Source organism: Streptomyces sp. NRRL S-87 (genome assembly GCF_000719335.1).
GTDB lineage: Bacteria > Actinomycetota > Actinomycetes > Streptomycetales > Streptomycetaceae > Streptomyces.
Genome location: NZ_JOGB01000014.1, coordinates 55,640 through 77,518 on the forward strand (window position 1 = coordinate 55,640; position 21,879 = coordinate 77,518).

18 protein-coding genes are annotated in these 21,879 nt (G+C 74.0%); 7 read left to right on the forward strand and 11 right to left on the reverse strand.

Annotated elements, in window-relative coordinates; translation table 11 throughout:
* Positions 1-177: 177 nt before the first annotated feature.
* The 9 genes from IF43_RS0111110 to IF43_RS0111150 all read right to left on the reverse strand — a co-directional run bounded on the left by IF43_RS0111110 (position 178) and on the right by IF43_RS0111150 (position 9,993).
* Complete coding sequence (locus tag IF43_RS0111110) at positions 178-1,269, reverse strand: amidohydrolase family protein (RefSeq protein ID WP_030197618.1); 1,092 nt, start codon at positions 1,267-1,269, stop codon at positions 178-180.
* A gap of 194 nt (positions 1,270-1,463) precedes the next feature.
* Positions 1,464-2,537: an aminotransferase class V-fold PLP-dependent enzyme gene (locus IF43_RS0111115; protein WP_030197619.1), complete on the reverse strand. Its 1,074-nt coding sequence runs from the start codon at positions 2,535-2,537 to the stop codon at positions 1,464-1,466.
* 110 nt (positions 2,538-2,647) lie between these two features.
* Positions 2,648-3,355: a DsbA family oxidoreductase gene (locus tag IF43_RS0111120; protein WP_030197620.1), complete on the reverse strand. Its 708-nt coding sequence runs from the start codon at positions 3,353-3,355 to the stop codon at positions 2,648-2,650.
* Between the two features lie 95 nt (positions 3,356-3,450).
* A complete protein-coding gene (locus IF43_RS0111125) occupies positions 3,451-3,936 on the reverse strand; it encodes a GNAT family N-acetyltransferase (RefSeq protein ID WP_030197621.1) in 486 nt (161 codons plus the stop codon).
* Positions 3,937-4,112: 176 nt separating this feature from the next.
* Positions 4,113-5,561 carry a penicillin-binding protein 2 gene (locus IF43_RS0111130; RefSeq protein ID WP_030197622.1) on the reverse strand — a complete coding sequence of 483 codons (1,449 nt, stop codon included), beginning with the start codon at positions 5,559-5,561 and terminating at the stop codon, positions 4,113-4,115.
* 153 nt (positions 5,562-5,714) lie between these two features.
* A complete protein-coding gene (locus IF43_RS0111135; RefSeq protein ID WP_030197623.1) occupies positions 5,715-6,359 on the reverse strand; it encodes a response regulator transcription factor in 645 nt (214 codons plus the stop codon).
* A gap of 173 nt (positions 6,360-6,532) precedes the next feature.
* Complete coding sequence (locus tag IF43_RS0111140) at positions 6,533-7,987, reverse strand: sensor histidine kinase (RefSeq protein WP_078910083.1); 1,455 nt, start codon at positions 7,985-7,987, stop codon at positions 6,533-6,535.
* 65 nt (positions 7,988-8,052) lie between these two features.
* Positions 8,053-9,033, reverse strand: a complete 981-nt coding sequence (locus tag IF43_RS0111145; RefSeq protein ID WP_063753308.1) for a hypothetical protein — start codon at positions 9,031-9,033, stop codon at positions 8,053-8,055.
* 189 nt (positions 9,034-9,222) lie between these two features.
* On the reverse strand, positions 9,223-9,993 hold the full coding sequence (locus IF43_RS0111150; protein ID WP_030197633.1) for an IclR family transcriptional regulator: 771 nt from the start codon (positions 9,991-9,993) through the stop codon (positions 9,223-9,225).
* 167 nt (positions 9,994-10,160) lie between these two features.
* On the opposite strand from IF43_RS0111150, the gene IF43_RS0111155 reads away from it, so the two are divergent.
* The 4 genes from IF43_RS0111155 (at position 10,161) to IF43_RS0111170 (ending at position 13,729) form a co-directional block, all read left to right on the forward strand.
* On the forward strand, positions 10,161-11,696 hold the full coding sequence (locus IF43_RS0111155) for an aldehyde dehydrogenase family protein (RefSeq protein WP_030197636.1): 1,536 nt from the start codon (positions 10,161-10,163) through the stop codon (positions 11,694-11,696).
* A gap of 67 nt (positions 11,697-11,763) precedes the next feature.
* A complete protein-coding gene (locus IF43_RS0111160) occupies positions 11,764-11,985 on the forward strand; it encodes a hypothetical protein (protein ID WP_030197648.1) in 222 nt (73 codons plus the stop codon).
* 186 nt (positions 11,986-12,171) lie between these two features.
* Entirely contained in the window at positions 12,172-13,458 is a 1,287-nt protein-coding gene (locus IF43_RS0111165) for a TerD family protein (protein WP_030197650.1), read from the forward strand.
* 79 nt (positions 13,459-13,537) lie between these two features.
* Positions 13,538-13,729: a hypothetical protein gene (locus tag IF43_RS0111170; RefSeq protein ID WP_030197653.1), complete on the forward strand. Its 192-nt coding sequence runs from the start codon at positions 13,538-13,540 to the stop codon at positions 13,727-13,729.
* Here IF43_RS0111170 and IF43_RS0111175 read toward each other — a convergent pair.
* Positions 13,689-15,125 carry an alkaline phosphatase PhoX gene (locus IF43_RS0111175; protein WP_030197656.1) on the reverse strand — a complete coding sequence of 479 codons (1,437 nt, stop codon included), beginning with the start codon at positions 15,123-15,125 and terminating at the stop codon, positions 13,689-13,691. The genes IF43_RS0111170 and IF43_RS0111175 overlap by 41 nt on opposite strands.
* A 2,616-nt stretch (positions 15,126-17,741) precedes the next feature.
* Here IF43_RS0111175 and IF43_RS0111180 point away from each other — a divergent pair.
* The 3 genes from IF43_RS0111180 to IF43_RS0111190 all read left to right on the forward strand — a co-directional run bounded on the left by IF43_RS0111180 (position 17,742) and on the right by IF43_RS0111190 (position 20,724).
* The gene (locus IF43_RS0111180) at positions 17,742-19,607 is read left to right on the forward strand and encodes an endonuclease/exonuclease/phosphatase family protein (protein ID WP_030197658.1); all 1,866 of its coding nucleotides are present in this window, start codon (positions 17,742-17,744) and stop codon (positions 19,605-19,607) included.
* 181 nt (positions 19,608-19,788) lie between these two features.
* Positions 19,789-20,253, forward strand: coding sequence for a GNAT family N-acetyltransferase (locus tag IF43_RS0111185; RefSeq protein ID WP_030197661.1), 465 nt, complete (start codon positions 19,789-19,791; stop codon positions 20,251-20,253).
* Positions 20,254-20,469: 216 nt separating this feature from the next.
* Entirely contained in the window at positions 20,470-20,724 is a 255-nt protein-coding gene (locus tag IF43_RS0111190) for a hypothetical protein (protein WP_030197665.1), read from the forward strand.
* 175 nt (positions 20,725-20,899) lie between these two features.
* Here IF43_RS0111190 and dapD read toward each other — a convergent pair whose 3' ends face one another.
* Positions 20,900-21,877 (reverse strand): 2,3,4,5-tetrahydropyridine-2,6-dicarboxylate N-succinyltransferase, encoded by a 978-nt coding sequence (gene dapD / locus IF43_RS0111195; RefSeq protein WP_030197668.1) that lies wholly within the window; start codon positions 21,875-21,877, stop codon positions 20,900-20,902.
* Between the last annotated feature and the right edge of the window lie 2 nt (positions 21,878-21,879).

Consider the following 21,879-nt stretch of genomic DNA (forward strand, 5'->3'; position numbering starts at 1 on the left):
AGGCCCGGGCCAGGGGTGGCCGCAGGCCAGGGCGAAGCCCCTTGCCCCTGGGGTGGGCCTGCCGCTGGGGGTACCTCCCAGCGGTAGCTGGGCACCCGGAAGCGGCACCAAGCCCACCCGCCCAAGCCCCGAGGCGAGCCGCCCGAAGCGACCCCACCCCACCCCACCCGATGCGGGTCAGCCCCTCACGACACCGTCCAGGACGATCCGGCGCGGCCGGCCCAGCTCCCCGACGTCCGTGCGCGGGTCCGCCCCGTACACGACGAGGTCGGCGGGCGCCCCCTCCTCCAGCCCCGGCCGCCCCAGCCACCGGCGCGCGCCCCAGGCCGTCGCGGACAGCGCCTCGACGGCCGGGATGCCGGCCTTGACCAGCTCCGCGACCTCGGCAGCGACGAGCCCGTGCGGCAGTGAGCCGCCCGCGTCCGTGCCGACGTACACCGGGACGCCCGCGTCGTACGCGGCCCGTACGGTGTCGTAGCGCCGGTCGTGCAGCCGCCGCATGTGGTCGGCCCAGCGCGGGAACTTGGCCTCGCCGCCGGCGGCGAGCTTCGGGAAGGTGGCGATGTTGACGAGCGTCGGCACGATCGCCACCCCGCGCTCCGCGAAGAGCGGGATGGTCTCCTCGGTGAGGCCGGTCGCGTGCTCGATGCAGTCGATGCCGGCCTCCACGAGGTCGCGCAGCGAGTCCTCGGCGAAGCAGTGCGCGGTGACGCGCGCGCCGAGCCGGTGCGCCTCGGCGATGGCGGCCTCGACCTCTGCGCGCGGCCAGCAGGCGGTGAGGTCGCCGGCGTCGCGGTCGATCCAGTCGCCGACGAGCTTGACCCAGCCGTCGCCCCGTCCGGCCTCGCGGGCGACGTACGCCACGAGGTCGGCCGGCTCGATCTCGTGCGCGTAGTTGCGGATGTAGCGGCGGGTCCGGGCGATGTGCCGACCCGCTCGGATGATCTTGGGGAGGTCCTCGCGGTCGTCGATCCAGCGGGTGTCGGAGGGGGATCCGGCGTCCCGGATCAGCAGGGTGCCGGCCTCGCGGTCGGTGAGGGCCTGCCGCTCGCTGGTGGCGGCGTCGACCGGGCCGTGGGCGTCGAGGCCCACGTGGCAGTGGGCGTCGACCAGGCCCGGCAGCACCCAGCCCTCGACGGTGGTCACGTCCCGGCCGGCGCGCGGGCGCTCGTACGAGATGCGGCCCCCGACGACCCACAGTTCGTCGCGGACCTCGTCGGGCCCGACCAGCACCCGCCCCTTCACGTGCAGTACGGCGTCATCGCTCATGGGTCGCACTGTACGCAGCCGCGCCAAGCGGCCGTACGGCGTACGCCCACCCCACACCCACCACCCACCCCACACCCACCAACCACCAACCCACGCCCCCCACCCCACCCACCGACGCCAGCCCACCCCAACCGCAGCCCACCCAACCGCAACCACCCCACCCCAGCCCACCTCACCCCACCCCCCCCGACAACTCAAGAAGCAAGGGCCCCCAACAACCGGTCGACGTCATCCACGGTGTTGTAGAGGTGGAAGGCGGCACGCAGCGCACCGGCGCGGTCCGCCGTGACGACGCCCGCCGCCCCCAGGGCGGCCTGGCGGTCGCCGAGACCGGGCACCGAGACGATCGCGGATCCGTCCGCGGCGACCGGCACGTGGCCGAGGGCGGCCAGCCCGTCCCGGTACCGCGCCGCCAGGGCGGTGTTGTGGGCGTGCACGGCGGCCACGCCCACGGACTCCAGCAGCGCCAGCGAGACCGCCGCCGCATGGAAGGCGACGAACGCCGGGCACTCGTCGAAACGCCGCGCGTCCGCGGCCAGCGCCGGCATGGGCCCGTACGTGGCCTCCCAGATCGACTCGGCCGCCACCCACCCCGCGTGCAGCGGCAGGAGCGACTCCTGCGCCTCCTCGGTGACGGTGAGGTAGGCGACCCCGCGCATGCCCAGCAGCCACTTGTAGCCGCCGGTCACCGTGTAGTCGTACCGGCCGGCCTCGAAGGGCAGCCAGCCCACCGCCTGCGTGGCGTCGACCAGCATCCGCGCGCCGTGGGCGGTCGCGGCCCGCCGGACGGCGTCCAGGTCCGCGATCCGCCCGTCGGCGGACTGTACGGCGCTCAGCGCGACCAGCGCGGTCTCCGGCCGCACCGCGTCGGCGAGCCCCTCCAGCGGCGCGTACCGGGGCCTGAGGTCGGGCCGCAGCGCGAAGGGATTGATGACGGACGCGAACTCCCCTTCAGGGAGGAGGACTTCGGCCCCGGCGGGCAGGGAGGCCGAGATCAGGCCGACGAGGGTGGAGACCGCCGAAGCCACCGCCACCCGCCCCGCCGGGACGCCCGTGAGCCGCCCGAAGGCCTCCCGCGCCGACGCCACCGCCTCCCAACTGCCGAAGCCCTCCGGCCTGCCGGCCCCGGCCGCCTCGGCCAGGTCGCGCACCGCGGCGACGGCCCGACGCGGGAGCACGCCGCAGGTGGCCGTGTTCAGGTAGGTCGTGGTGTGCGCGAACTCCGCACGGGTCACGTCGGCAAGGGAAAGTCGCTCGAGTCGCTCCATGCACTCACTCTGCGACGATCAGGCCTCAAAGTCTATTGGAGAGTTATGCATGAGATCTCAAGCAATCACTTATGATCGGCTCCCAGCCACCGAACCACCGCGGCCTACCCTCACCCCTGCGGGACCGCGCAGGCCCCGTCCGGCTCGCAGGCCTCGCCGGCCGGCGTCTCCGCGACGATCTCGCGCCCCTGCCAGGCCTGCTCGAGCGCACGCGTGAACACCTCCGCCGGCTGGCCGCCGGAGACCCCGAAGCGTCGGTCGAGGACGAAGAACGGCACGGAGTTGGCGCCGAGTTCGGCCGCCTCGCGCTCGTCGGCCCGGACCTCCGCGGCGTACGCCGTCCCGTCGGCCAGCACAGCGCGCGCCTCGGCCTCGTCGAGGCCGGCCTCGACCGCGAGGGCGATCAGCACCTCGGGATCGAACACCGAGCGCTCCTCGGCGAAGTTGGCCCGGTAGGCGAGGTCCAGCAGCGCGTCCCGGCGCCCGTGGGCGGCGGCCAGGTGCAGCAGGCGGTGGATGTCGAAGGTGCTGCCGTTGTCGCGGCCCTCGGTGACGTACTCCAGACCCTCGGCGCGCGCGGCGGCGGCGACGTGCTCCTCCATGCCGCGCGCCTCGTCGAGCGTGCGGCCGTACTTCTTGGCCAGCATCTCGACGACCGGGCCGGTCACGCCCTTCGGGGCCCGCGGGTCGAGCTCGAAGGAACGGTGCACGACCTCGATCTCGTCCCGGTGCGCGAAGGCGGCCAGGCCCTTCTCGAAGCGGGCCTTGCCGATGTAGCACCACGGGCATGCGATGTCCGACCAGATCTCGACGCGCACGTTCCTTCTCTTCTCCCGGCTCGAGGGGCGGCGCCCGGCGGACGCGCACGGAGGGGTCGCCTCCGCCTGGGAGGTCAACCGCTGCGACCGCCGCCTCATTCCGTGGCGCGCGTCACGTCCAGCCACAGGGTCAGGTGCGAGCCCGTCCGGGGGGCGCCGGGCGTCTCGGGCCGCCAGCCCTGGGCGGCGTAGAAGGCCTGGGCGCGCAGGTTGTGCTCGTAGACCTCCAGGCGGACGCGGTCGACGCCGGTGCCGCGCCAGGCGTCGAGGCAGGCCGTGTGCAGGGCGCGGCCGATTCCGTGGCGCCAGTGGTCGGGGTCGACGTGCAGCTGGGTGAGGGTCATGGCGCCCTCGTCGGGCCGGAAGGCGGCGACGCCGACGAGGGCGCCGCCGCGTTCGGCGCAGAGCACGGCGCCGTCGGGGCGGTCGATGGCCCGGGCCCAGCCTTCGCGCGTCCGGGCCAGCTCGGCCTCGCCGAGGTAGGCCTCCTCGGGGATGCGGCCCGCGTAGTACGTGGCGCGCGCCCTGGTGTGGAGGACGGCGATCGGATCGAGGTCTGCCGGTCGGGCGGTTCTGATCATGACAAGGGGAACGCGCCCCGCCCCGCCGCGGTTCCCGACCACGGCAGCCGACCGCCGGGCGCTCGAACGGGGACGACGGCGGCCGCGCTCGGGACAGCGCCGGGGACGGGTCCGGGCCCGGGCCCGGTGCCGGGGACAGCTCCGGGTACGACCGCGCGGGCGGGGCCGCCGACGGCCTACCCCCCGAGGGCCGCGGCCATCATCTTCTGGGCCACCGGGGCGGCCAGCCGGCCGCCGGCGATCTCGGAGCGGTCGGTGTCCGAGTTCTCGATGATCACGGCCACGGCGACCTGCTTGCCGCCCTTGGTCCCGTACGCGGTGAACCAGGCGTACGGCTTCTTGCTGTTGTTCACGCCGTGCTGGGCGGTGCCGGTCTTGCCGCCGACCTCGGCGCCGGGGACCCTGGCGTTGCCGCCGCCGCCCTCCTCGACCACGGTCTTCATGGTCTCGCGCAGGAGTTCCGCGGTCCGCTCGCTGATCACCTGCCTGCTCCCGGGGTCCTTGAAGCTCTCCAGCACGCCGCCCCCGGAGTCGGTGACCTCGGAGACCATGTGCGGGGCGACCTGCTTGCCGCCGTTCTCGACGGTCGCGGCGACCATCGCCATCTGCAGCGGGGTGGCGGTCACGTCGAACTGGCCGATGCCGGACTGGGCGACCAGGTCGGGCGAGGCCTTCCGGGACGGGTAGACGCTCGGGTAGGCCCGCACCGGGATGTCCTGCTTCTCGTCGTTGAAGCCGAACCTCTCGGCCATGTCCCGCATCTTGTCCTGGCCCAGCTCGTACGCGATGTGCGCGAACACGTTGTTGCACGAGTAGCGCATGGCCGTGCGCAGGGTGGCGTTCCTGCAGGGCGCGGACTTGTTCTCGTTCTCCAGGACCGTCCGGGTGCCGGGGAGGGTGTACGGGTCGGGGCTGTCGGTCGGCGTGTCGACGGAGTCGTACAGGCCGTTCTCCAGAGCCGCGGCGGCGGTGACGAGTTTGAACGTGGAGCCGGGGGCCAGCGGCTGGCGCAGCGCGCGGTTGACCATGGCCTTGCCGTCCTCGGCGCTGAGCTCCTTCCAGGCCGCGCCGTCGCTGCTGCCGGCGATCCGGCCCGGGTCGTACGAAGGCGTGTTCACGACGGCCAGCACCTCGCCGGTGGCGGGGTCGATCGCCACGGCCGCGCCGGTCTTGCCCTTGAGCGCCTCGTAGCCGGCCTTCTGGACTCCGGGGTCGATGGTCGTCAGCACGTTGCCCGGCTTCGCCCGCTTGCCCGTGAGGGCGTCGAGCGGGTTCTTCAGCCGGGAGTCCGTGCCGTTGAGCACGTCCTGGTAGAGCTTCTCCAACTGTGTTGCACCGTAGACCTGCGAGCTGTACCCGGTGACCGGCGCGTACAGCCCGCCGTCGGTGTACGTGCGCTTGTACGCGAAGTCGCCCGCGTCCACCCGCTTCGATCCGGTGACGGCCTTGCCGCCGACGATGATGTTCCCGAGTGGTGCCGCGTACTGGGCGATCTTCGTCCGGCGGTTGTTCGTGTTGTCCGCGAGGGCCTTGCCTTCGTACGCCTGCACCCAGGTGACCCGCACCAGCAGGGCCAGCACCAGCAGCAGACAGAAGACCGACGCACGCCTGATCGTCTTGTTCATCCCTCTGAGGGACGCGGGAACCGGCCGGGGCGTTCCGTTCTGCCCCGCTTGCGGCCGGGTTCTCAGTATTTCTTCATCTGCATCTACCTCTACATCTTCGCCTTCGCTTCGCTTCGAGGACGGTCAACCGGAGGTGGTCGGAAGGGTCCGCGGTCAGCCCGGGGTGATGAAGCCCGACTCGTACGCGGCGATCACGGCCTGGGTGCGGTCGCGGGAGCCGGTCTTGGCGAGCACCGCGGCGACGTGCGTCTTGACGGTGGCCGGGCCGACCCCGAGGCACTCGCTCATCTCCGTGTTCGACATCCCCTTCGCCATCAGGCGCAGCACGTCGCCCTCGCGGTCGGTGAGCCGTGCCGCCCACGGTGGGGGCGCGGGAGAGCGCCGCGCGTGCTCTGCCGCCAGGCCGCGCACGGCCGCGGGGAAGAGCAGCGAGTCGCTCCGGGCCACCAGCCGGACGGCGCCGACCAGCTCGTCCGGGTCGGCCCGCTTGAGGAGGAACCCGGCCGCGCCCGCGCGCAGCGCGTCGTACACGTAGGCGTCGTTCTCGAAGGTGGTCACCACCACGATCCGGGGCGGGTCCGCAAGGGTGGCGAGGATCTGCTCGGTGGCCCGGATCCCGTCGATCTGCGGCATGCGCACGTCCATCAGCACCACGTCGGGGCGCAGCGCGCGCACCACCGAGACCGCCTCGGCGCCGGTCGCCGCCTCCCCCACCACCTCGATGCCCGCCTCGGCGTCGAGGATGACCCGCAGCGCGGTACGGACCATGCGCTCGTCGTCGGCGAGGACGACCCGGATGGCACCGGGCCCGCCGGGCCCACCCGCACCCCCGACCGGACCCGGCCCCCCACCCACACCCGCACCCGCACCCGCACCCGCACCCGCACCGACACCCACACCCACACCCGGCCCGCCCACGCTGTCCGCCACCATGTCCCCCGCGCCCACCGCGTGCCCCGCTTCCCCCGCGCTCACCGGGACTCCCCCGCCGGGCCCGCGAGCGGCAGGACGGCGCGCAGCCGCCAGGTGCCGTCGGCCGCCCCGGCCTCGGCCCGGCCGCCGAGCAGCGCGGCCCGCTCGGCTATGCCCGTCAGCCCACGGCCGCCCCGCCCCCTCCCGGACCGGACACCGAGAGCCTGAGCACCGGGAACCTGCGCGCCGAGACCCTGCACGCCGAGACCCTGCACGCCGACGGCCCGGGCTCCCACCGCCCCGCCGCCGGAGCCCGCAGCCCCCGCAGTCCCCCCACTCCTCCCACTCCCCGCAGTCCCCGCGCTCCCCGCACTCCCCACAGTCCCCGCCGTCCCGGCGCTCCGGTCCGCCCCGCTCCCCAGGGCCACCGCCCCGAGGGCGACGGCTTCGCCGCCCTGCCCCTGCCCGCTCCCCGCACACGGATTGGTCATCGTGATCTCCAGCTCGCTCTCGTCCCGTACCGCGATGCTCAGCCGCACCGGGCCGGTGCCGTGCTTGAGCGCGTTGCTCAGGCCCTCCTGCACGATCCGGTACGCCTCCCGCGACGCGATCGCGGGCAGCCGCTCCCAGTCCGCGGCCCGCCCCGGGTCCTGCCGGTCCACCACCTCGACGCCGCCCGCCCGGGTACGGGCCAGCAGGCCCTCCAGGTCGGCGGCGAGCGTCGGCGCGGGTGCCGTGGAGCCGGCCGTCTCGTCCCCGTCCCGCAACAGCCCCAGTACGGCGTCCAGTTCGCCGACCGTGCGCCGCGTGGTGTCCTCGATGGCGGCCAGCGCCTCCCGTACGAACGCCGGATCGGAGTCCAGCACCCGGCGGGCGGCACTCGCCTGGAGGGTGACGGCGCTCAGCGCGTGCCCCACCGAGTCGTGCAGCTCCCGTGCCAGCCGGTTGCGCACCGCCAGGTCCGCCGCCCGCTCCTCGGCCGCCGCGAGCCGATCCGCCGGGGTAGGACCCAACAGCACCGGCGCCAGGCTCGCCAGCAGCGCCCCGGCGGCGGCCGCGCAACCGGCGAGGGCCGCCAGCAGGGCCAGCCCGGCCAGCGGCGCCGTGAGCATCCCCGGCATCGTGCGGAACCACCCCCAGAGCGCCAGCTCCGGGTCCCGCAGCGCCGGGAGGAACGGGGTACCCAGGAGCACCAGCACCATCGGCGGCACCGCCAGACTCATGCCGCTGATCACCGCCCCCAGCCCGAGGTGCACGGTCCACCAGACCGCGGTCCTCAACCGGGCCGGCCGCGAGCGGGCGGGGCCGTCGGCCAGCAGCTCGCCCGGCACGCCGCACATGGCCCGCACCGCCCCCGCCGACATGGGTCGGACCAGGGCGAACACCCCGCTGACCGCCACCAGCGGCAGGGCCGTGGCGTACACGGTGAGGAGCTCCGGTATCGACTCGAACACGGACCGGTGCCCCGGCCTGACCACACTGAGCAGCACGGAGGCGAGCAGGAAGTAGGGCATCAGGAGGGCGCCGCCGAGGACCAGGTGGACCCAGCGCCCCCGGGCCGCGCGCCCGAACAGGACCCTCACGCGGCGCGTCGGACGGTGGACCGACGGGCGGTGGACCGACGGGCGGTGGGCCCACGTGAGGTGAGTCCGTGTGCGGTGAGCCGGCGGGCGAGGACGCCCGCCACCAGCAGTCCGGTGATCATCTGACCAGCGTAGGTCAGGTACATGACCGAGGTGACGCCCTTCGCCGGATCACCCGCTCCGAGCGCGGCGATCATCAGCCAGCCGCCCCAGCCCAGGGAGGCCGACGCACCGATCCACGCGACCGCCAGGGGCAGCCGCGCCGAACGTACGCCCCAGCGGGCGCCGTGCACCAGCAGGAGCCCGCCGGCCACGGCCGCGAGGGCGGTCAGCGCGTGCGTGCCGGACACCACCGCGGTCTCCACCGACTTCTGCGCCCGCTCCGCCGCCGTGCTCAGGCCCGCGGTACCGCCGAAGGTCCAGGACCCCAGCAGGGCGGCCACCGCCAGACCGGTGGCCGTGGCGAGCGCGGCCGCCGCGCGCTCCACGCGGCCGGCCGCCCACCGGCCACCCCGCCAGAGCCCGCCCCAGCGCTCTCGTGCGTACGGCACGAACAGGCAGGCCAGGACGAGCGCTTGGATACCGAAGCCGACGTAGACGACGGTGAACACCCACTCGTCGAGGAACGGCTCCGCCGCCCGGTGGGCCCGCTCCGCGGCCCCGCCGTCCCCGATCCGCGTCACCAACTGCGCCGGAAAGGCTACGGCGATGGGCGTGAGCAGCCCGCTCGCGACGAACACCGGCACGGTGAGCAGCCATGACCGCACCCGGGCCCCCCACGGTGTGGTGAGGACGAGGAGCAGCAGGACGAGCGTGGCGTCCATCAGCATGGTCACTGCGTTGGCGATGACGAAGAACGGGCCGGGCTCGCGCAGCACGCTGCCCTCGGGTATGCCGATGCGGCTGCCCGCCAGCCAGGCGGCCTTGAGCGCGAGGTAGGGGAACGTCGCGGCGAGCCCGAGGGCCCGCAGGCGCACCGTGCGGGAGAGAGGCGGAAGGCCGTCGGGGACACGGCCGGGGGCAGGTGAGCGGTTCGTACGGTCATGAGCCCACGATCCCGCCCGCCCCTTCCCCGCCACGTCCCCCGCAACGGGGAACCGCCTCCCCCGCACGGGGGAGACCCGCTCCACCCCGGGGCCCGGCCTCTTGCCGAAGGAAGGAGGCCGTCAGAGCATCCGGGTGGCCAGCGCCAGCCGGTCGCGCGCCGCGAACAGCGCCTGCCTGATGAGCCGTTCACGTTCGGGCGTCAGCCGGGCCCCCGGCACCGAGCAGCTGATCGCGTCCCGCGCCGGCGTCCGGTACGGCACGGCCACGCCGAAGCAGCGCAGCCCGAGGGTGTTCTCCTCGCGGTCGACGGCGTACCCCTGCTCGCGCACCAGCGCCAGCTCCTCGATCAGCCGTTCCCGGTCGGTGATGGTGTGCTCGGTGACCGGCTCCAGCCGTTCGGGCAGCAGCCTGCGCACCTGCTCGTCCGTGTGCGTGGCGAGCAGCGCCTTGCCCAGCGCCGTCGAGTACGCGGGCAGCCGCCGCCCGACCCGGGTGAAAGGCCGCAGGAAGTGCTGGGACTGCCGGGTGGCCAGGTAGACCACGCTGGCGCCGTCGAGCCGCGCCAGGTGGATGGTCTCGGTGGTGTCGTCCGAGAGCCGGTCGAGGGCGGGCCGGGCGGCCGCGACGACCTCGTCGCCGTCGATGTACGAGTTGCCCACGAGCAGGGCCCGTACGCCGATGCCGTAGCGCGTGCCGGCGGCGTCGGTCTCCACCCACCCGAGGTCGACCAGCGTCCGCAGGAGCATGTAGAGGCTGGACTTGGGGAATCCGGTGCCCTCCTGCACGGCGGCCAGGCTGTGCAGCCCGGGCCGGGCCGCGAACCACTCCAGCAACACCACCGTCCGCACCGCGGACTTGACCGGTGCCGCCCCGGACTCGGCTGTCGTCATGCGCCCTTCGCCCCTCTGCTCGCCATCGTCCCGGCTCACGTCCCGCGCCCCGCGTCGCCACTTGTCAACGCGGAGCGCACGGAAATAGAGTCCGCAGCATACGCAATCCGTTCACATACAGGAACGGTGTTCAGAATACTGAACGGACATTTTGGAGGCAGGCCGCGATGGCAGCAACCCCAGTCTGGAGCGTGGACCCCCGCACCGGGAAGCGACTCGATCAGGTTGCGGTGGAGGCCACAGCACAGGACGTGGACGCGGCCGTACGCGCCGCCCACGCGGCCCGCGCCGCCCTGGCCGACCGCACCGCGCGCATCGCCTTCCTCCGCACCGCCGCCGATCGGCTCGACGCCGCCGCGGACCGGGTGGTCGCGGCGGCCGACGCCGAGACGGCCCTGGGCGCGGCCCGCCTGACCGGTGAGCTCGCCCGGACGACGTACCAGCTGCGGGAGTTCGCCGACGCCGTGGAGGAGGGCGCCTACCTCGACGTCCGCATCGACCGCGCGGACCCGGCCCTGACCCCGCCCCGCCCCGAGCTGCGCCGCTACAAGGTGCCGCTCGGCGTGGCCGCCGTGTACGCCGCCTCCAACTTCCCGCTCGCCTTCTCCGTGCCGGGCGGCGACACCGCCAGCGCCCTCGCCGCCGGCTGCCCCGTCGTCGTCAAGGCGCACCCCGACCACCCGGCCACCTCGGAGCTCTGCGCGGACCTGCTGCGCCGCGCCGCGGTCGAGACGGGACTGCCGGCCGAGGTCGTGGGCCTGGTCCACGGCTTCGACGCGGGCCTGGAGCTCATCCGCCACCCGCTGGTCGCGGCCGCCGGGTTCACCGGATCCATCCGTGGCGGGCGGGCACTGTTCGACGCCGCCGCCGCACGACCCGTGCCGATCCCCTTCCACGGTGAGCTCGGCTCCCTCAACCCCGTCGTGGTCACCCCCGCGGCGGCCGCCGAGCGCGCCGAGGAGATCGGCGCGGGGCTGGCCGGCTCGGTGACGCTGGGGATGGGCCAGTTCTGCGTGAAGCCCGGCCTCGTCCTCGTGCCCGAGGGTGCGGACGGGGACCGGCTGGCCGCCGCGTTCGCCAAGGCGGTCGGCGACACCGGGCCGGGCGTGCTGCTCGACCTGCGCATGCGCGAGAACTTCCTCGCGGGCGTGCGCGAGCGGGCCTCGCTCCCCGGGGTCACGGCCCCCGTGGCGGCCGGTGCGGCGGGCGAGCACGGGGTCGGTGCCGGCTACCTCTCCGTACCCGCCCGGCACCTGGCCGCCGAGGGCCCGCACGAGCTCCTGCTGGAGGAGTGCTTCGGGCCCGTCACGGTCCTCGCCCGGTACGCCGACCAGGCCGAGGCCACCGCGGTGCTGACCCGGCTGCCCGGCAACCTGAGCGCCACGCTCCAGCTCTCCGCGGCCGAGACGGCCGGCGGCGAGGGACCCGCGGCGGACCTGGTCGCCCAGGTCACGGCCCTGGCCGGCCGGATCGTGGTGAACGGCTGGCCCACGGGCGTGGCCGTGGCCCCGGCCCAGCACCACGGCGGCCCGTACCCCGCGGCCACCTCGCACTCCACGTCCGTCGGCGGCACGGCCGTCGAGCGCTGGCTCCGGCCGGTGGCGTACCAGTCCGTGCCGGACGCGCTGCTCCCGGCGGAGCTGCGCGAGGCCAACCCGCTGGGGCTGCCCCGCCGGGTGGACGGCCGGCCCGAGGCCTCCTGAGGCCCCCTCACCGCGCCCGCCCCGGAAATGCGTTGCCGCGCACCCCGGGGCGGGCGAAGCTGACCGCATGCCACAGCCTTTCGGATTCACGTACGAACAGCGCGGCGACGGGACCGTCGTCATCACCCATCGCGGCCGGTCGGCCGGGACCCTGCGGGGCGGCCGCGCCGCGAAGTTCCTCGCCGAGGTGGAGTCGGGGGACGCCCAGCTGGTGATGGCGCGGTGGACCGGCGCGTACAAGTTCGGCAACGAGCGCGTCGCCCGCAACCACCCGCGCAACCGCCACTGACGCCGACCGCGGACCACGCCCGCCCGTCCGGCCACCGCCCCCGCCGCCCTGCACCCGGCAGGCACGCGCCCACCCACCCCACACGCGCCTCCTCCCCACCCGCACCGGAACCGAGAATTCCTCCGAAGCCCACCGCGAGTAAGGGAACGGCAAAGCCCACTCGGTCGTTGACCTGGCATGACCGCTATGACCCCTGGCTCGAACCTGCCGCTGAACACCGTCCGCGTGACGGTGGACGTGGCCGCTCCGGTGCGCCTGGACGTGTCGGGACTGCTCCTCGCCGCGAACGGCAAGGTCCGCTCCGACGCCGACTTCATCTTCTACAACCAGCCCTCCGGGCCCGGCGTCAGCTACCGGTCCGGCGGCGGTGCCGCGCCCGACGCGATCACGGTGGACACGTCGGCGGTGCCGCCGGGCATCGAGAAGATCGTGGTCACGGCGAGCCCGGACGCGGCCGGCCAGACCTTCCAGGGCATCGAGCCCACCGCCACCGTCCGCAACGCGGACGACGGCAGCGTCATCGCCACCTTCACCCCGCCCCGGCTGGGCACGGAGACGGCGCTCGTGGTCGTGGAGGTCTACCTGCGCGCCGGCGCCTGGAAGGTCCGCGCGGTCGGTCAGGGGTACGCCGACGGGCTGGCGGGCATCGCCACCGACTTCGGCGTGACGGTCGACGACGCCCCCGCGGCGGCCCCGCAGGCCGCGCCGGTCCCCCCGGCGCCCGCACCGCCCGCACCTCCCGCACCGCCGGCGGCACCGCCGGCCCCGTCGACCCCCGCATGGGGCACTCCGCCCACCCCCGCCACTCCGCCGCCCGCCCCCGCCTGGGGCACTCCGCCGCCCCCCGCCGGGGCCCCGGCACCGGAGCCGGCAGCGGCAGCCGCGGCCCCCACCGGAAAGATCAACCTCGACAAGGGCCGGGTCAGCCTCCAGAAGAACCAGACGGTGTCCCTGGTCAAGGGCGGCCGCCCGCTCCTCTCCCAGGTCAAGATGGGCCTCGGCTGGGAGCCCGCCTTCCGCGGCCGCGACATCGACCTCGACGCCTCGGTCATCGCGTACGGCCCGCAGCGCAACCACCTGGACAGCTGCTACTTCGGCCGGCTCACCATCCTCGGCGGCTCCGTCAAGCACTCCGGCGACAACCTCACCGGCGAGGGCGCCGGCGACGACGAGGTGATCACGGTCGACCTCGGCCGACTGCCGGCCGAGGCGACCGGCCTCGTCTTCACCGTCAACTCCTTCTCCGGCCAGAAGTTCACCGAGGTCGCCAAGGCCTACTGCCGCCTCATCGACGGCACCACCGGCGAGGAGCTGGTCCGCTTCGACCTCACCCACGCCGAGCCCCAGACCGGCGTGATGATGGCCAAGCTGATCAAGCAGTTCACCGGCGAGTGGGAGATGACGGCCATGGGCGAGTTTGTGAAGTCCCGCACAGTGCGAGGCATGGTCAAGCCCGCAGCGCAGGCACTTTGAGCTCGGGGCGGGCACGACGTGACACATCCCATCGGTAAATCGGAGGTCGCTGTCAGTGCCCGCCCGTAGCCTTGAACGCATGTACACGACGCCCCCGCCCACGGGTCCCGCCCGCCCGTCCGCCGCCGAGGCGAACGAGGCGATACGGCTGCTCGTGGAGACCAGCGGGCAGGGGGAGGACTGGCCCTCGCAGGCGTACGAGTTCCTCCTGGGGGAATGGGCCGCAGGGGTCAGCGCGGAAGCTGAGCCCGTCGGCGCCATGGACCGGTGATCGCCAGCATGATGCCCGGGTCCTGGATGTTGGCGAAGAGCGTGCGCCCGTCGGGCGAGAAGCAGACGCCGGTGAACTCGGAGTACTCGGGGTCCTCCGCGGTGCCGATGTTCAGCTCGTTGCGCGCCAGCGGGTAGGTCTTCCCGGTCTCGGTCGCCCCGAAGAGGTGCTGCAGCCCCTGGCCGTCCTCGGCGATGATCAGGCCGCCGTACGGGGAGACCGTGATGTTGTCGGGGCCGTCGAAGGAGCCGTCCGCCGACGGGTCGGCGTTCACGCCGATGAGCACGACCAGGCGCACCGTGCGCCGCTTGGGGTCGTAGAACCACACCTGCCCGTCGTGCGGCGCACCGGGGCTCTCCTCGCGCGCGTACGACGATACGAAGTACGTGCCCCCGTCCGCCCACCACATGCCCTCCAGCTTCCGCGCCCGGGTGACCTGCCCGTCCACGAACTGCTTGCGCACCGAGGTCTTCCGGGCGTCACGGTCCGGTACGTCGACCCAGTCGACGCCGTAGACGGTGCCGATGGCGGTGGCCCGCGAGAGGTCGTCCACGAACCGGCCCGCGCTGTCGTAGCACTTGGGCGCCTGGAGCACACCCGCGTCGGCGGCCAGGGTGCGCAGCTTCCCGCGGCCGTGCCGGAAGCCGGTCGGCGGCACCCAGCGGTAGAGCAGGCCGTTCGGGCCGGAGGCGTCCTCGGTGAGGTAGGCGTGCCCGGACCCGGGGTCGATCACCACGGCCTCGTGGGCGTAGCGGCCGAAGGCCTTGACCGGCTGCGGGTCCAGGTTGGCACGGCGGTCGGCCGGGTCCACCTCGAAGACGTAGCCGTGGTCCTTGGTCATGCCGTTCTTGCCGGCCAGGTCCTCGGTCTCCTCGCAGGTGAGCCAGGTGCCCCAGGGGGTACGGCCGCCCGCGCAGTTGGTGGACGTGCCGGCGATGCCGACCCACTCGGCGACCTCGCCGCCGCGGCGGACCTCGACGACCGTGCAGCCGCCCGCGGCGGCCGGGTCGTACACGAGGCCCTCGCTCAGCGGCACCGGGCGCGGCCACAGCGAGCGCGGCCCCTTCAGCTCGTGGTTGTTGACGAGGAGGGTGACACCGCGGTGGCCCTCGAAGGTGGCCGTGCCGTCGTGGTTGGAGGGAGTGAACTCGCCGCTCTCCAGACGGGTGACGCCGCTGTGCGTGATGACGCGGTACGAGAAGCCCGCCGGCAGCGCCAGCAGGCCCGCCGGGTCGGGGACGAGCGGACCGTAACCGGGCTCGCAGTGACGGCCGTCCTCCTCGGTCTGTTCCGCGGCGAGGGCTCCGGGTGCGGTGGCCAGGGCACCCACCGTGCCGGTGAGTGCGACGGCGGCACCGGCGGACCGGGCGGCGAATTCCCTGCGGCTGAGCGGCATCGGTTCTCCTTGTGGGGACGCGTGCGCATGGACGGGGTTCCTCGGGAAGGAATCCCCCGGGGACGACGGCGGACAGGCTCCCGCCCATCGCTGAACGGGAGTTGAACTCCCACCGAAGCAGCGTCGACCGCTTCGGGGAACAGGTCCCCCGGCCACGTCCCGGCCGGTCCTCGACGTCGTCCTCCCTGCCCCGACCGAAGCCCGGGGCAGGCCGCCCTGGTGTGTGTTCCCTGCCCCGACCGAAGCCACTGGCAGGCCGCCCTGGTGTGTGGGCGCTTGACCTCCCTGCCCCGACCGAAGCCCCCGGCAGGCCGCCCCGTGGTGTGTGGGGGAGGCGCTTGACAGGGGTGGCAGGCTGGACCGGAGGCAGGCCCGGGCCAGGGGTGGCCGCAGGCCAGGGCGAAGCCCCAAAGCCCTGAACGCCGCCTTGCGCGCCTCCTTGGCCATCCCCTTGTCCGGGTGCATGCGCCCGACCGCATCCAGTACGTCCGCCACGTCGGGGTGGTCCACCCGCCAGGCCGACGCGAGGAAGCCACCGTCCCCGCCCGTCAGCCCCACCATCAGAGCGGTCACCTCCTCGGAGCCCACGCCGCTCCCCTTCCCCGAACCCGAACCCATCCCCGAACCCGAGCCCGAACCCATCCCCGAACCCGAACCCGCACCCGCACCCGAACCCGAACCCGAACCCGAACCCAAACCCGAACCGACCGTCCGCGCCCCCGCCCCCGCCCCGGCCCCCATCCCCCCATCGGCCGCGAGCTGGGCCGCGATCGTGTCCACGGCCAGCCAGAACACGAGCTCCTCGCCGGGCGCCGGCACATCGACCGCACCCCGCTCGGCCAGCCACACCCGGGCCAGCCCGCCCAGCTCCCGGTCCGCCAGCACCGCGCGCACGGCCGGCTCCGCGGCCGCCCCCGTCAGGGCGAGCGCCTGCTGGCAGCGCAGCCGTCGCAGCGGCGCCCCCGGGTCGGCCCCGCGCGCCGCGGCCAGCAGCTCCGCTGCGGCTTCCGCGGCCGTACGACCGACGAGCCAGCCCTCGACCTCGGCCCGGGCGGCCGCCTCGGGGTAGTGCGCGATGCCGGTCAGCAACGCGTCGGCCCCCTTGTCGGCGAAACCGCCGACGGCCGGCGCCACGTACCCCGCCTCCAGCAGCCGGGCCCGGATGCCGAAGAGGCCGAGCGGGGTCAGCCGGACCAGCCCGTAGCGGGCGAGGTCCTCCACGGCGTCCGGCACATGGGCGCCGGCGGCGAGCTCCTCGTCGTCCGCCTCCGCCATCAGTCCCGGGTCGACGGGGCGGAAGTCCACCAGCCCGATGGGTTCCAGCACCCGGAACCGGTCGTCGAGCCGCATCATCATGTCCGAGACCTCGGCCAGCACGTCGTCCGTCGGGGCGCCCATGTCCGTCGGTACGACGAGCGAGGCGGCCAGCACCGGAAGCGGCACCGGCGCGGAAGGCCCGGGGTACGCCCCAGGCCCGCCCTCGGCCACGGTCAGCCGGTACAGCTGCGTCAGTACCGCCTCCAGGAACTCCTGTTCGCGCCGCGGATCCCAGTCCAGCGCGGTGAGGTCGAACCCGACCCCGGAGTCGAGGGCCCCGGCGAGTTCGCCGAGGTCGTCCAGGTCCGGCACGGCGGCGTCGGCGAGCACGGTGTCGAGGGCGGTCAGCCAGAGGTCGAGCACATCGCCGGGCGCCCCGGCGACCTTCGCGAGCTGCGGCCCGGGCGCGGCCGTGCCCACAACCCTTTCGCCCGCCCCGGCCCCGGCCCCGACCTCGACCTCGCCCCCGGCCCCGGCCCCGGCCCCGGCCCCGACCTCAGCCTCGACCTCGACCCCGGCCTCGACCTCAGCCCCGACCTCGGCCTCCGCCGCCGCCCCCGCCACCGCCCCCGCCGCTGCCCCCGTCACCGCCCCCGCGACCGCCCCCAACCCGCAGTCGACCGCCACCAACCCGCAGTCGACCGCCACCCGCCAGGCCTCGCTCGCCCGCGCGCACCCTTCGTCGTCGGCCGCCAACCCCAGCGCGGCGGCGGCCTCCGGCAGTCGGGCCGCCGACAGCTCACCGCCCGCCCCCACCGGCGTGGCCGGGCCGGACCAGCGGGCGATGCGCACCGCGCGCACGAACAACGGCGCGGTGAGGGCGTCGCGGGCCAGTTCCGCCTCGGACGGCAGCCGAACCGGCGGCAGCGAGGGGCGCTCTGCGGACATGGCTGGTTCTCCTCGGATGGAGCGACGTGGGAGCGACGGAGCGGGTCTGCGGCGGATCTGCAGGGTGTCGACCAGGATCGGCTGACCGGACCGGCCGGGCACCGACGATCAGGGGCGTAGGGATCGACGACTACGACGCGGCGAGCAACGACTACGGGCGACGAACACGGCTGTTACGGACCCATCGATTCCGCTTTCCGGCAAGGGGAATTCGAGTGGCATCCGGCCGGGCCAACGCACGCCCCAGCCTAGACGCAATTCGCCCCATCCCATCCGGTTCATGTACACGTCAGCCGCCGTATACCTGTCAGACCTTGACAACTACCCCGGCCACGCCGGAGATTGACGCGCGTAGAACTCAACAGTGGCTCTACCCACCCCTCACCCTCCACACACCGGAGTAGCCTGACCATGCGTTCCCGTCCCGCCGTGACTGGATCCCTGCCCCGCTCCGCCGCCGTCGCCGCCGTCGTCGCCACCGCTCTGGCCGGCGGCCTCCTGGCCGGTTCCGCCTCCGCCGCCGACACCTCGACGGACGGCACCGCCGCCGCGACCCGCATCCACGACATCCAGGGCACCACGCGTATATCCCCGCTCGCCGGCAAGCAGGTCACCGGCGTCGAGGGCATCGTCACCGGCGTCCGCACGTACGGCTCCCGCGGCTTCTGGATGCAGGACCCCGAGACCGACGACGACGCCGCCACCAGCGAGGGCGTCTTCGTCTTCACCAGCTCGGTCCCGACCGTCGCCGTCGGCGACGCCGTGTCCGTCTCCGGCCTCGTCGGTGAGTACGTCCCCGGTGGCCTGAACTCGGGCAACCAGTCGGTCACCCAGATCTCGAAGCCGAAGGTGACCGTCCTGTCCTCGGGCAACGAGCTCCCCGAGGCCGTTCAGGTCGACGAGTACTCCGTCCCCGCCGAGTACGCCCCCCAGGGCGACGCGGCGGCGGCCAACAGCATCAACGGGCTCACCCTCGAGCCCGGCACCTACGCCCTGGACTACTACGAGTCCCTCGAGGGCATGAACGTCCGCATCGGCACCTCCCGCGTCGTCGGCGCCACCGACCCGTACGCCGAGCTGTGGGTCACCGTGAAGGGCTGGGAGCACAACACCCCGCGCGGCGGCACCCTCTACAACTCGTACGAGTCCCAGAACACCGGCCGCCTGCAGATCCAGCAGCTCGCGCCGCTGGCGCAGCAGCCGTTCCCGGTCGCCAACGTCGGCGACAGGCTGACCGGCACCACCGAAGGCCCCCTGGACTTCAACCAGTTCGGCGGCTACACCCTCGTGGCCCGCACCCTCGGCACCGTCCAGTCCAAGAACCTGCAGCGCGAGCGCACCGCCCCGCAGAAGCAGGGCGAGCTCGCGGTGGCGACGTACAACGTCGAGAACCTCGACCCGACCGACCCGCAGGACAAGTTCGACGCGCTCGCCAAGGGCGTCGTCGAGAACCTCTCCTCCCCCGACGTCGTCGCGCTGGAGGAGATCCAGGACGACAACGGCGCCAAGAACGACGGCACCGTCTCGGCCGGCGAGACCCTGCGCAAGTTCACCGACGCGATCAAGGCGGCGGGCGGCCCGGCGTACGAGTGGCGCTCGATCGAGCCGGAGAACCTCAAGGACGGCGGCGAGCCCGGCGGCAACATCCGCCAGGTCTTCCTCTTCAACCCCGCGCGCGTCTCGTTCACCGACCGCGACGGCGGCAACGCCACCACCCCCACCGGCGTGGTCCGCGAGGCGGGCCACGCGGCCCTGACCCACTCCCCCGGCCGCATCGACCCGGCCAACCCGGCCTGGCAGGACAGCCGCAAGCCGCTCGCCGGCGAGTTCGTCTTCCGCGGCCGCACGGTCATCGTCATCGCCAACCACTTCAGCTCGAAGGGCGGCGACGAGGGCCTGACCTCGAGCCACCAGCCGGTGCCGCGCTCCTCGGAGACCAAGCGCCACCTGCAGGCGGAGGCCGTGAACTCCTTCGTCAAGGACGTCCTGGCCGTCCAGCCGAACGCGAACGTCATCGCCCTCGGCGACATCAACGACTTCGAGTTCTCGGAGACCGCGCAGAAGCTGGAGGACGGCGGCGCGCTGTACTCCGCCATCAAGTCGCTGCCGCGCGCGGAGCGGTACTCGTACGTCTACCAGGGCAACGCCCAGGTGCTGGACCAGATCCTGACCAGCCCCGGCATCAAGAAGTTCTCGTACGACAGCGTGCACATCAACGCCGAGTTCGCGGACCAGAACAGCGACCACGACCCGCAGGTGCTGCGCTTCATCCCGTAAGCACACGGAACCCGTCACCACGGGACCCGTCACCACGGAACCCGTGACCACCACGGACCGGTCGGTACGACGGACCTGTGACCGCCACGGAACCCGTACCCACGGGCCAGCGCCCCTGAGGCGCGCCTGAACCAGGGGCCCCGGCCGCCGTCCCGGCCGGGGCCCCTGCGACACTCCGTGCATGATCCTCCGCACCGCCACCCGCCGGGACCTGCCGGCCGTGCTCGCCCTCCTCGCCGACGAGGAGCGGGTCGTCGACCCGGCGTCGATCACGGTGGGCGAGGCGCACGAGCGGGCCTTCGCGGCCATCGAGGCCGACCCGCGCAACGAGATGCTGGTCCTGGTCGAAGCAGGGGCCTCCGGGGCCGGCACGGTCGTCGGCTGCCTCCAGATCACCTACATCCCGGGCCTGGGCCAGGGTGGCGCCGAGCGGGCACTGGTCGAGGCGGTACGGATCCGCGCCGACCGGCGGGGCGGAGGCCTGGGCCGCGACCTGATGGGGCGGGCGGCGGAGCGGGCCCGGGCGCGCGGCTGCGCCCTGGTCCAGTTGACCAGCAACAAGCGGCGCTCCGACGCGCACCGCTTCTACGAGTCGCTCGGGTACGCCCGCAGCCACGAGGGCTTCAAGCTCCCCCTGGCGGACTGAGCGCGCCCCCCGGGCCTCCGGGCCCCCGGGCCTCCGGGCCTCCGGGCCTCCGGGCCTCCGGGCCTCCGGGCCTCCGGGCGAATCAGGACAGACTCGGGACTTTCGACCCTGGCGTGATGTGCGACACACACCCTGCCCGAGAGGCCGGTCTTGGTGTTGAGTGTCCTGAACGTCCGATCGCGCGTACCAACGTCGCACTCCCGTTCGGAGGACCGCGTGTTCACCTCCATGTCGCTCGCTCAGGAAATCGGCCTCGGCGTGCTCGTCGTGGCGGCCGTCGTCTGGGTGCTCGGCCTCGGGCACATGCTGTGGGACAGCCGCTTCCACCACCCCGAGCCCACCGCCCCGCAGGGCCTGGCCTTCATCCCGTCGCAGCGCGGCGTGGAATCCCACCCGATGGAGCGCGTGGAGCTGACCGAGGAGGAGAAGCGGGCCTTCGCGGGCCTCGTCCGCTCGATCCCCCTGAGCTGAGCCACCCGCCCGCCCCCACGCCCACCCCGCGCCCACGCCCTTCCCGCACCTCCCCGCACCCCCGGCCTCCCCGCGCCCCGCTGCGCCCCGCGCGCCCGCCCGGTACGCCGAAGCCCCCGACCGGTCCGTCCCGGTCGGGGGCTTTCGCGTACGTACGGCGAGACCGCCCGCGGCGTCAGTTGTGGCTGTGCAGGACGTCGTTGAGGCCGCCCCAGACCGCGTTGTTCGGGCGGGCCTCGACGGCGCCCGTGGTGGAGTTGCGGCGGAAGAGGATGTTGCTGGCGCCGGAGAGCTCCAGGGCCTTGACGACCTGGCCGTCCGGGAGGGTGACGCGGGTGCCCGCGGTCACGTACAGGCCGGCCTCGACGATGCACTCGTCGCCCAGCGCGATGCCGATGCCGGACTCGGCGCCGAGCAGGCAGCGCTCGCCGATGGAGATGATCTGCTTGCCACCGCCGGAGAGGGTGCCCATCGTGGAGGCGCCGCCGCCGATGTCGGAGCCGTCGCCGACGACCACGCCGGCGGAGATGCGGCCCTCGACCATGGAGGTGCCGAGGGTGCCCGCGTTGAAGTTGACGAAGCCCTCGTGCATGACGGTGGTGCCCTCGGCGAGGTGCGCGCCGAGCCGGACGCGGTCGGCGTCCGCGATGCGCACGCCCTTGGGGGCGACGTAGTCGGTCATGCGCGGGAACTTGTCGATCGAGGTGACCTGGAGGTGCAGGCCCTCGGCGCGGGCGTTCAGGCGGACGGTCTCGACCTGGTCCACGGCCACCGGGCCGAGGGAGGTCCAGGCGACGTTGGTCAGGAGGCCGAAGACGCCGTCCAGGTTCTGGCCGTGCGGCTTGACCAGGCGGTGGCTGAGCAGGTGCAGGCGCAGGTAGGCGTCGTGCGCGTCGAGCGGCTTGTCCTCGAGGGAGGCGATGACCGTGCGGACGGCGACGACCTCGACGCCGCGGACGGCGTCCGTGCGGATCGCCTTCGCGGCGGCCGCGCCCAGCAGTTCGACGGCCCGCTCGGCGGAGAGCCGCTCGGTGCCGGCCTCGCCCGGCTCGGTGACGAGCTCAGGGGCGGGGAACCAGGTGTCGAGGACGGTGCCGTCGGCGGTGATGGTGGCAAGTCCGGCGGCGACGGCGCCGGTGGTACGCGTAGTCATGT

What these genes read in the sequence shown, in the direction of transcription:
- IF43_RS0111110 (WP_030197618.1), bottom strand. Translation starts at nt 1,269, where the DNA reads ATGAGCGATGACGCCGTACTGCACGTGAAGGGGCGGGTGCTGGTCGGG.
- IF43_RS0111115 (WP_030197619.1), bottom strand. Translation starts at nt 2,537, where the DNA reads ATGGAGCGACTCGAGCGACTTTCCCTTGCCGACGTGACCCGTGCGGAG.
- IF43_RS0111125 (WP_030197621.1), bottom strand. Translation starts at nt 3,936, where the DNA reads ATGATCAGAACCGCCCGACCGGCAGACCTCGATCCGATCGCCGTCCTC.
- IF43_RS0111130 (WP_030197622.1), bottom strand. Translation starts at nt 5,561, where the DNA reads ATGAACAAGACGATCAGGCGTGCGTCGGTCTTCTGTCTGCTGCTGGTG.
- IF43_RS0111140 (WP_078910083.1), bottom strand. Translation starts at nt 7,987, where the DNA reads ATGCCCTACTTCCTGCTCGCCTCCGTGCTGCTCAGTGTGGTCAGGCCG.
- IF43_RS0111150 (WP_030197633.1), bottom strand. Translation starts at nt 9,993, where the DNA reads ATGACGACAGCCGAGTCCGGGGCGGCACCGGTCAAGTCCGCGGTGCGG.
- IF43_RS0111155 (WP_030197636.1), top strand. Translation starts at nt 10,161, where the DNA reads ATGGCAGCAACCCCAGTCTGGAGCGTGGACCCCCGCACCGGGAAGCGA.
- IF43_RS0111160 (WP_030197648.1), top strand. Translation starts at nt 11,764, where the DNA reads ATGCCACAGCCTTTCGGATTCACGTACGAACAGCGCGGCGACGGGACC.
- IF43_RS0111165 (WP_030197650.1), top strand. Translation starts at nt 12,172, where the DNA reads ATGACCCCTGGCTCGAACCTGCCGCTGAACACCGTCCGCGTGACGGTG.
- IF43_RS0111170 (WP_030197653.1), top strand. Translation starts at nt 13,538, where the DNA reads ATGTACACGACGCCCCCGCCCACGGGTCCCGCCCGCCCGTCCGCCGCC.
- IF43_RS0111175 (WP_030197656.1), bottom strand. Translation starts at nt 15,125, where the DNA reads ATGCCGCTCAGCCGCAGGGAATTCGCCGCCCGGTCCGCCGGTGCCGCC.
- IF43_RS0111180 (WP_030197658.1), top strand. Translation starts at nt 17,742, where the DNA reads ATGCGTTCCCGTCCCGCCGTGACTGGATCCCTGCCCCGCTCCGCCGCC.
- IF43_RS0111185 (WP_030197661.1), top strand. Translation starts at nt 19,789, where the DNA reads ATGATCCTCCGCACCGCCACCCGCCGGGACCTGCCGGCCGTGCTCGCC.
- dapD (WP_030197668.1), bottom strand. Translation starts at nt 21,877, where the DNA reads ATGACTACGCGTACCACCGGCGCCGTCGCCGCCGGACTTGCCACCATC.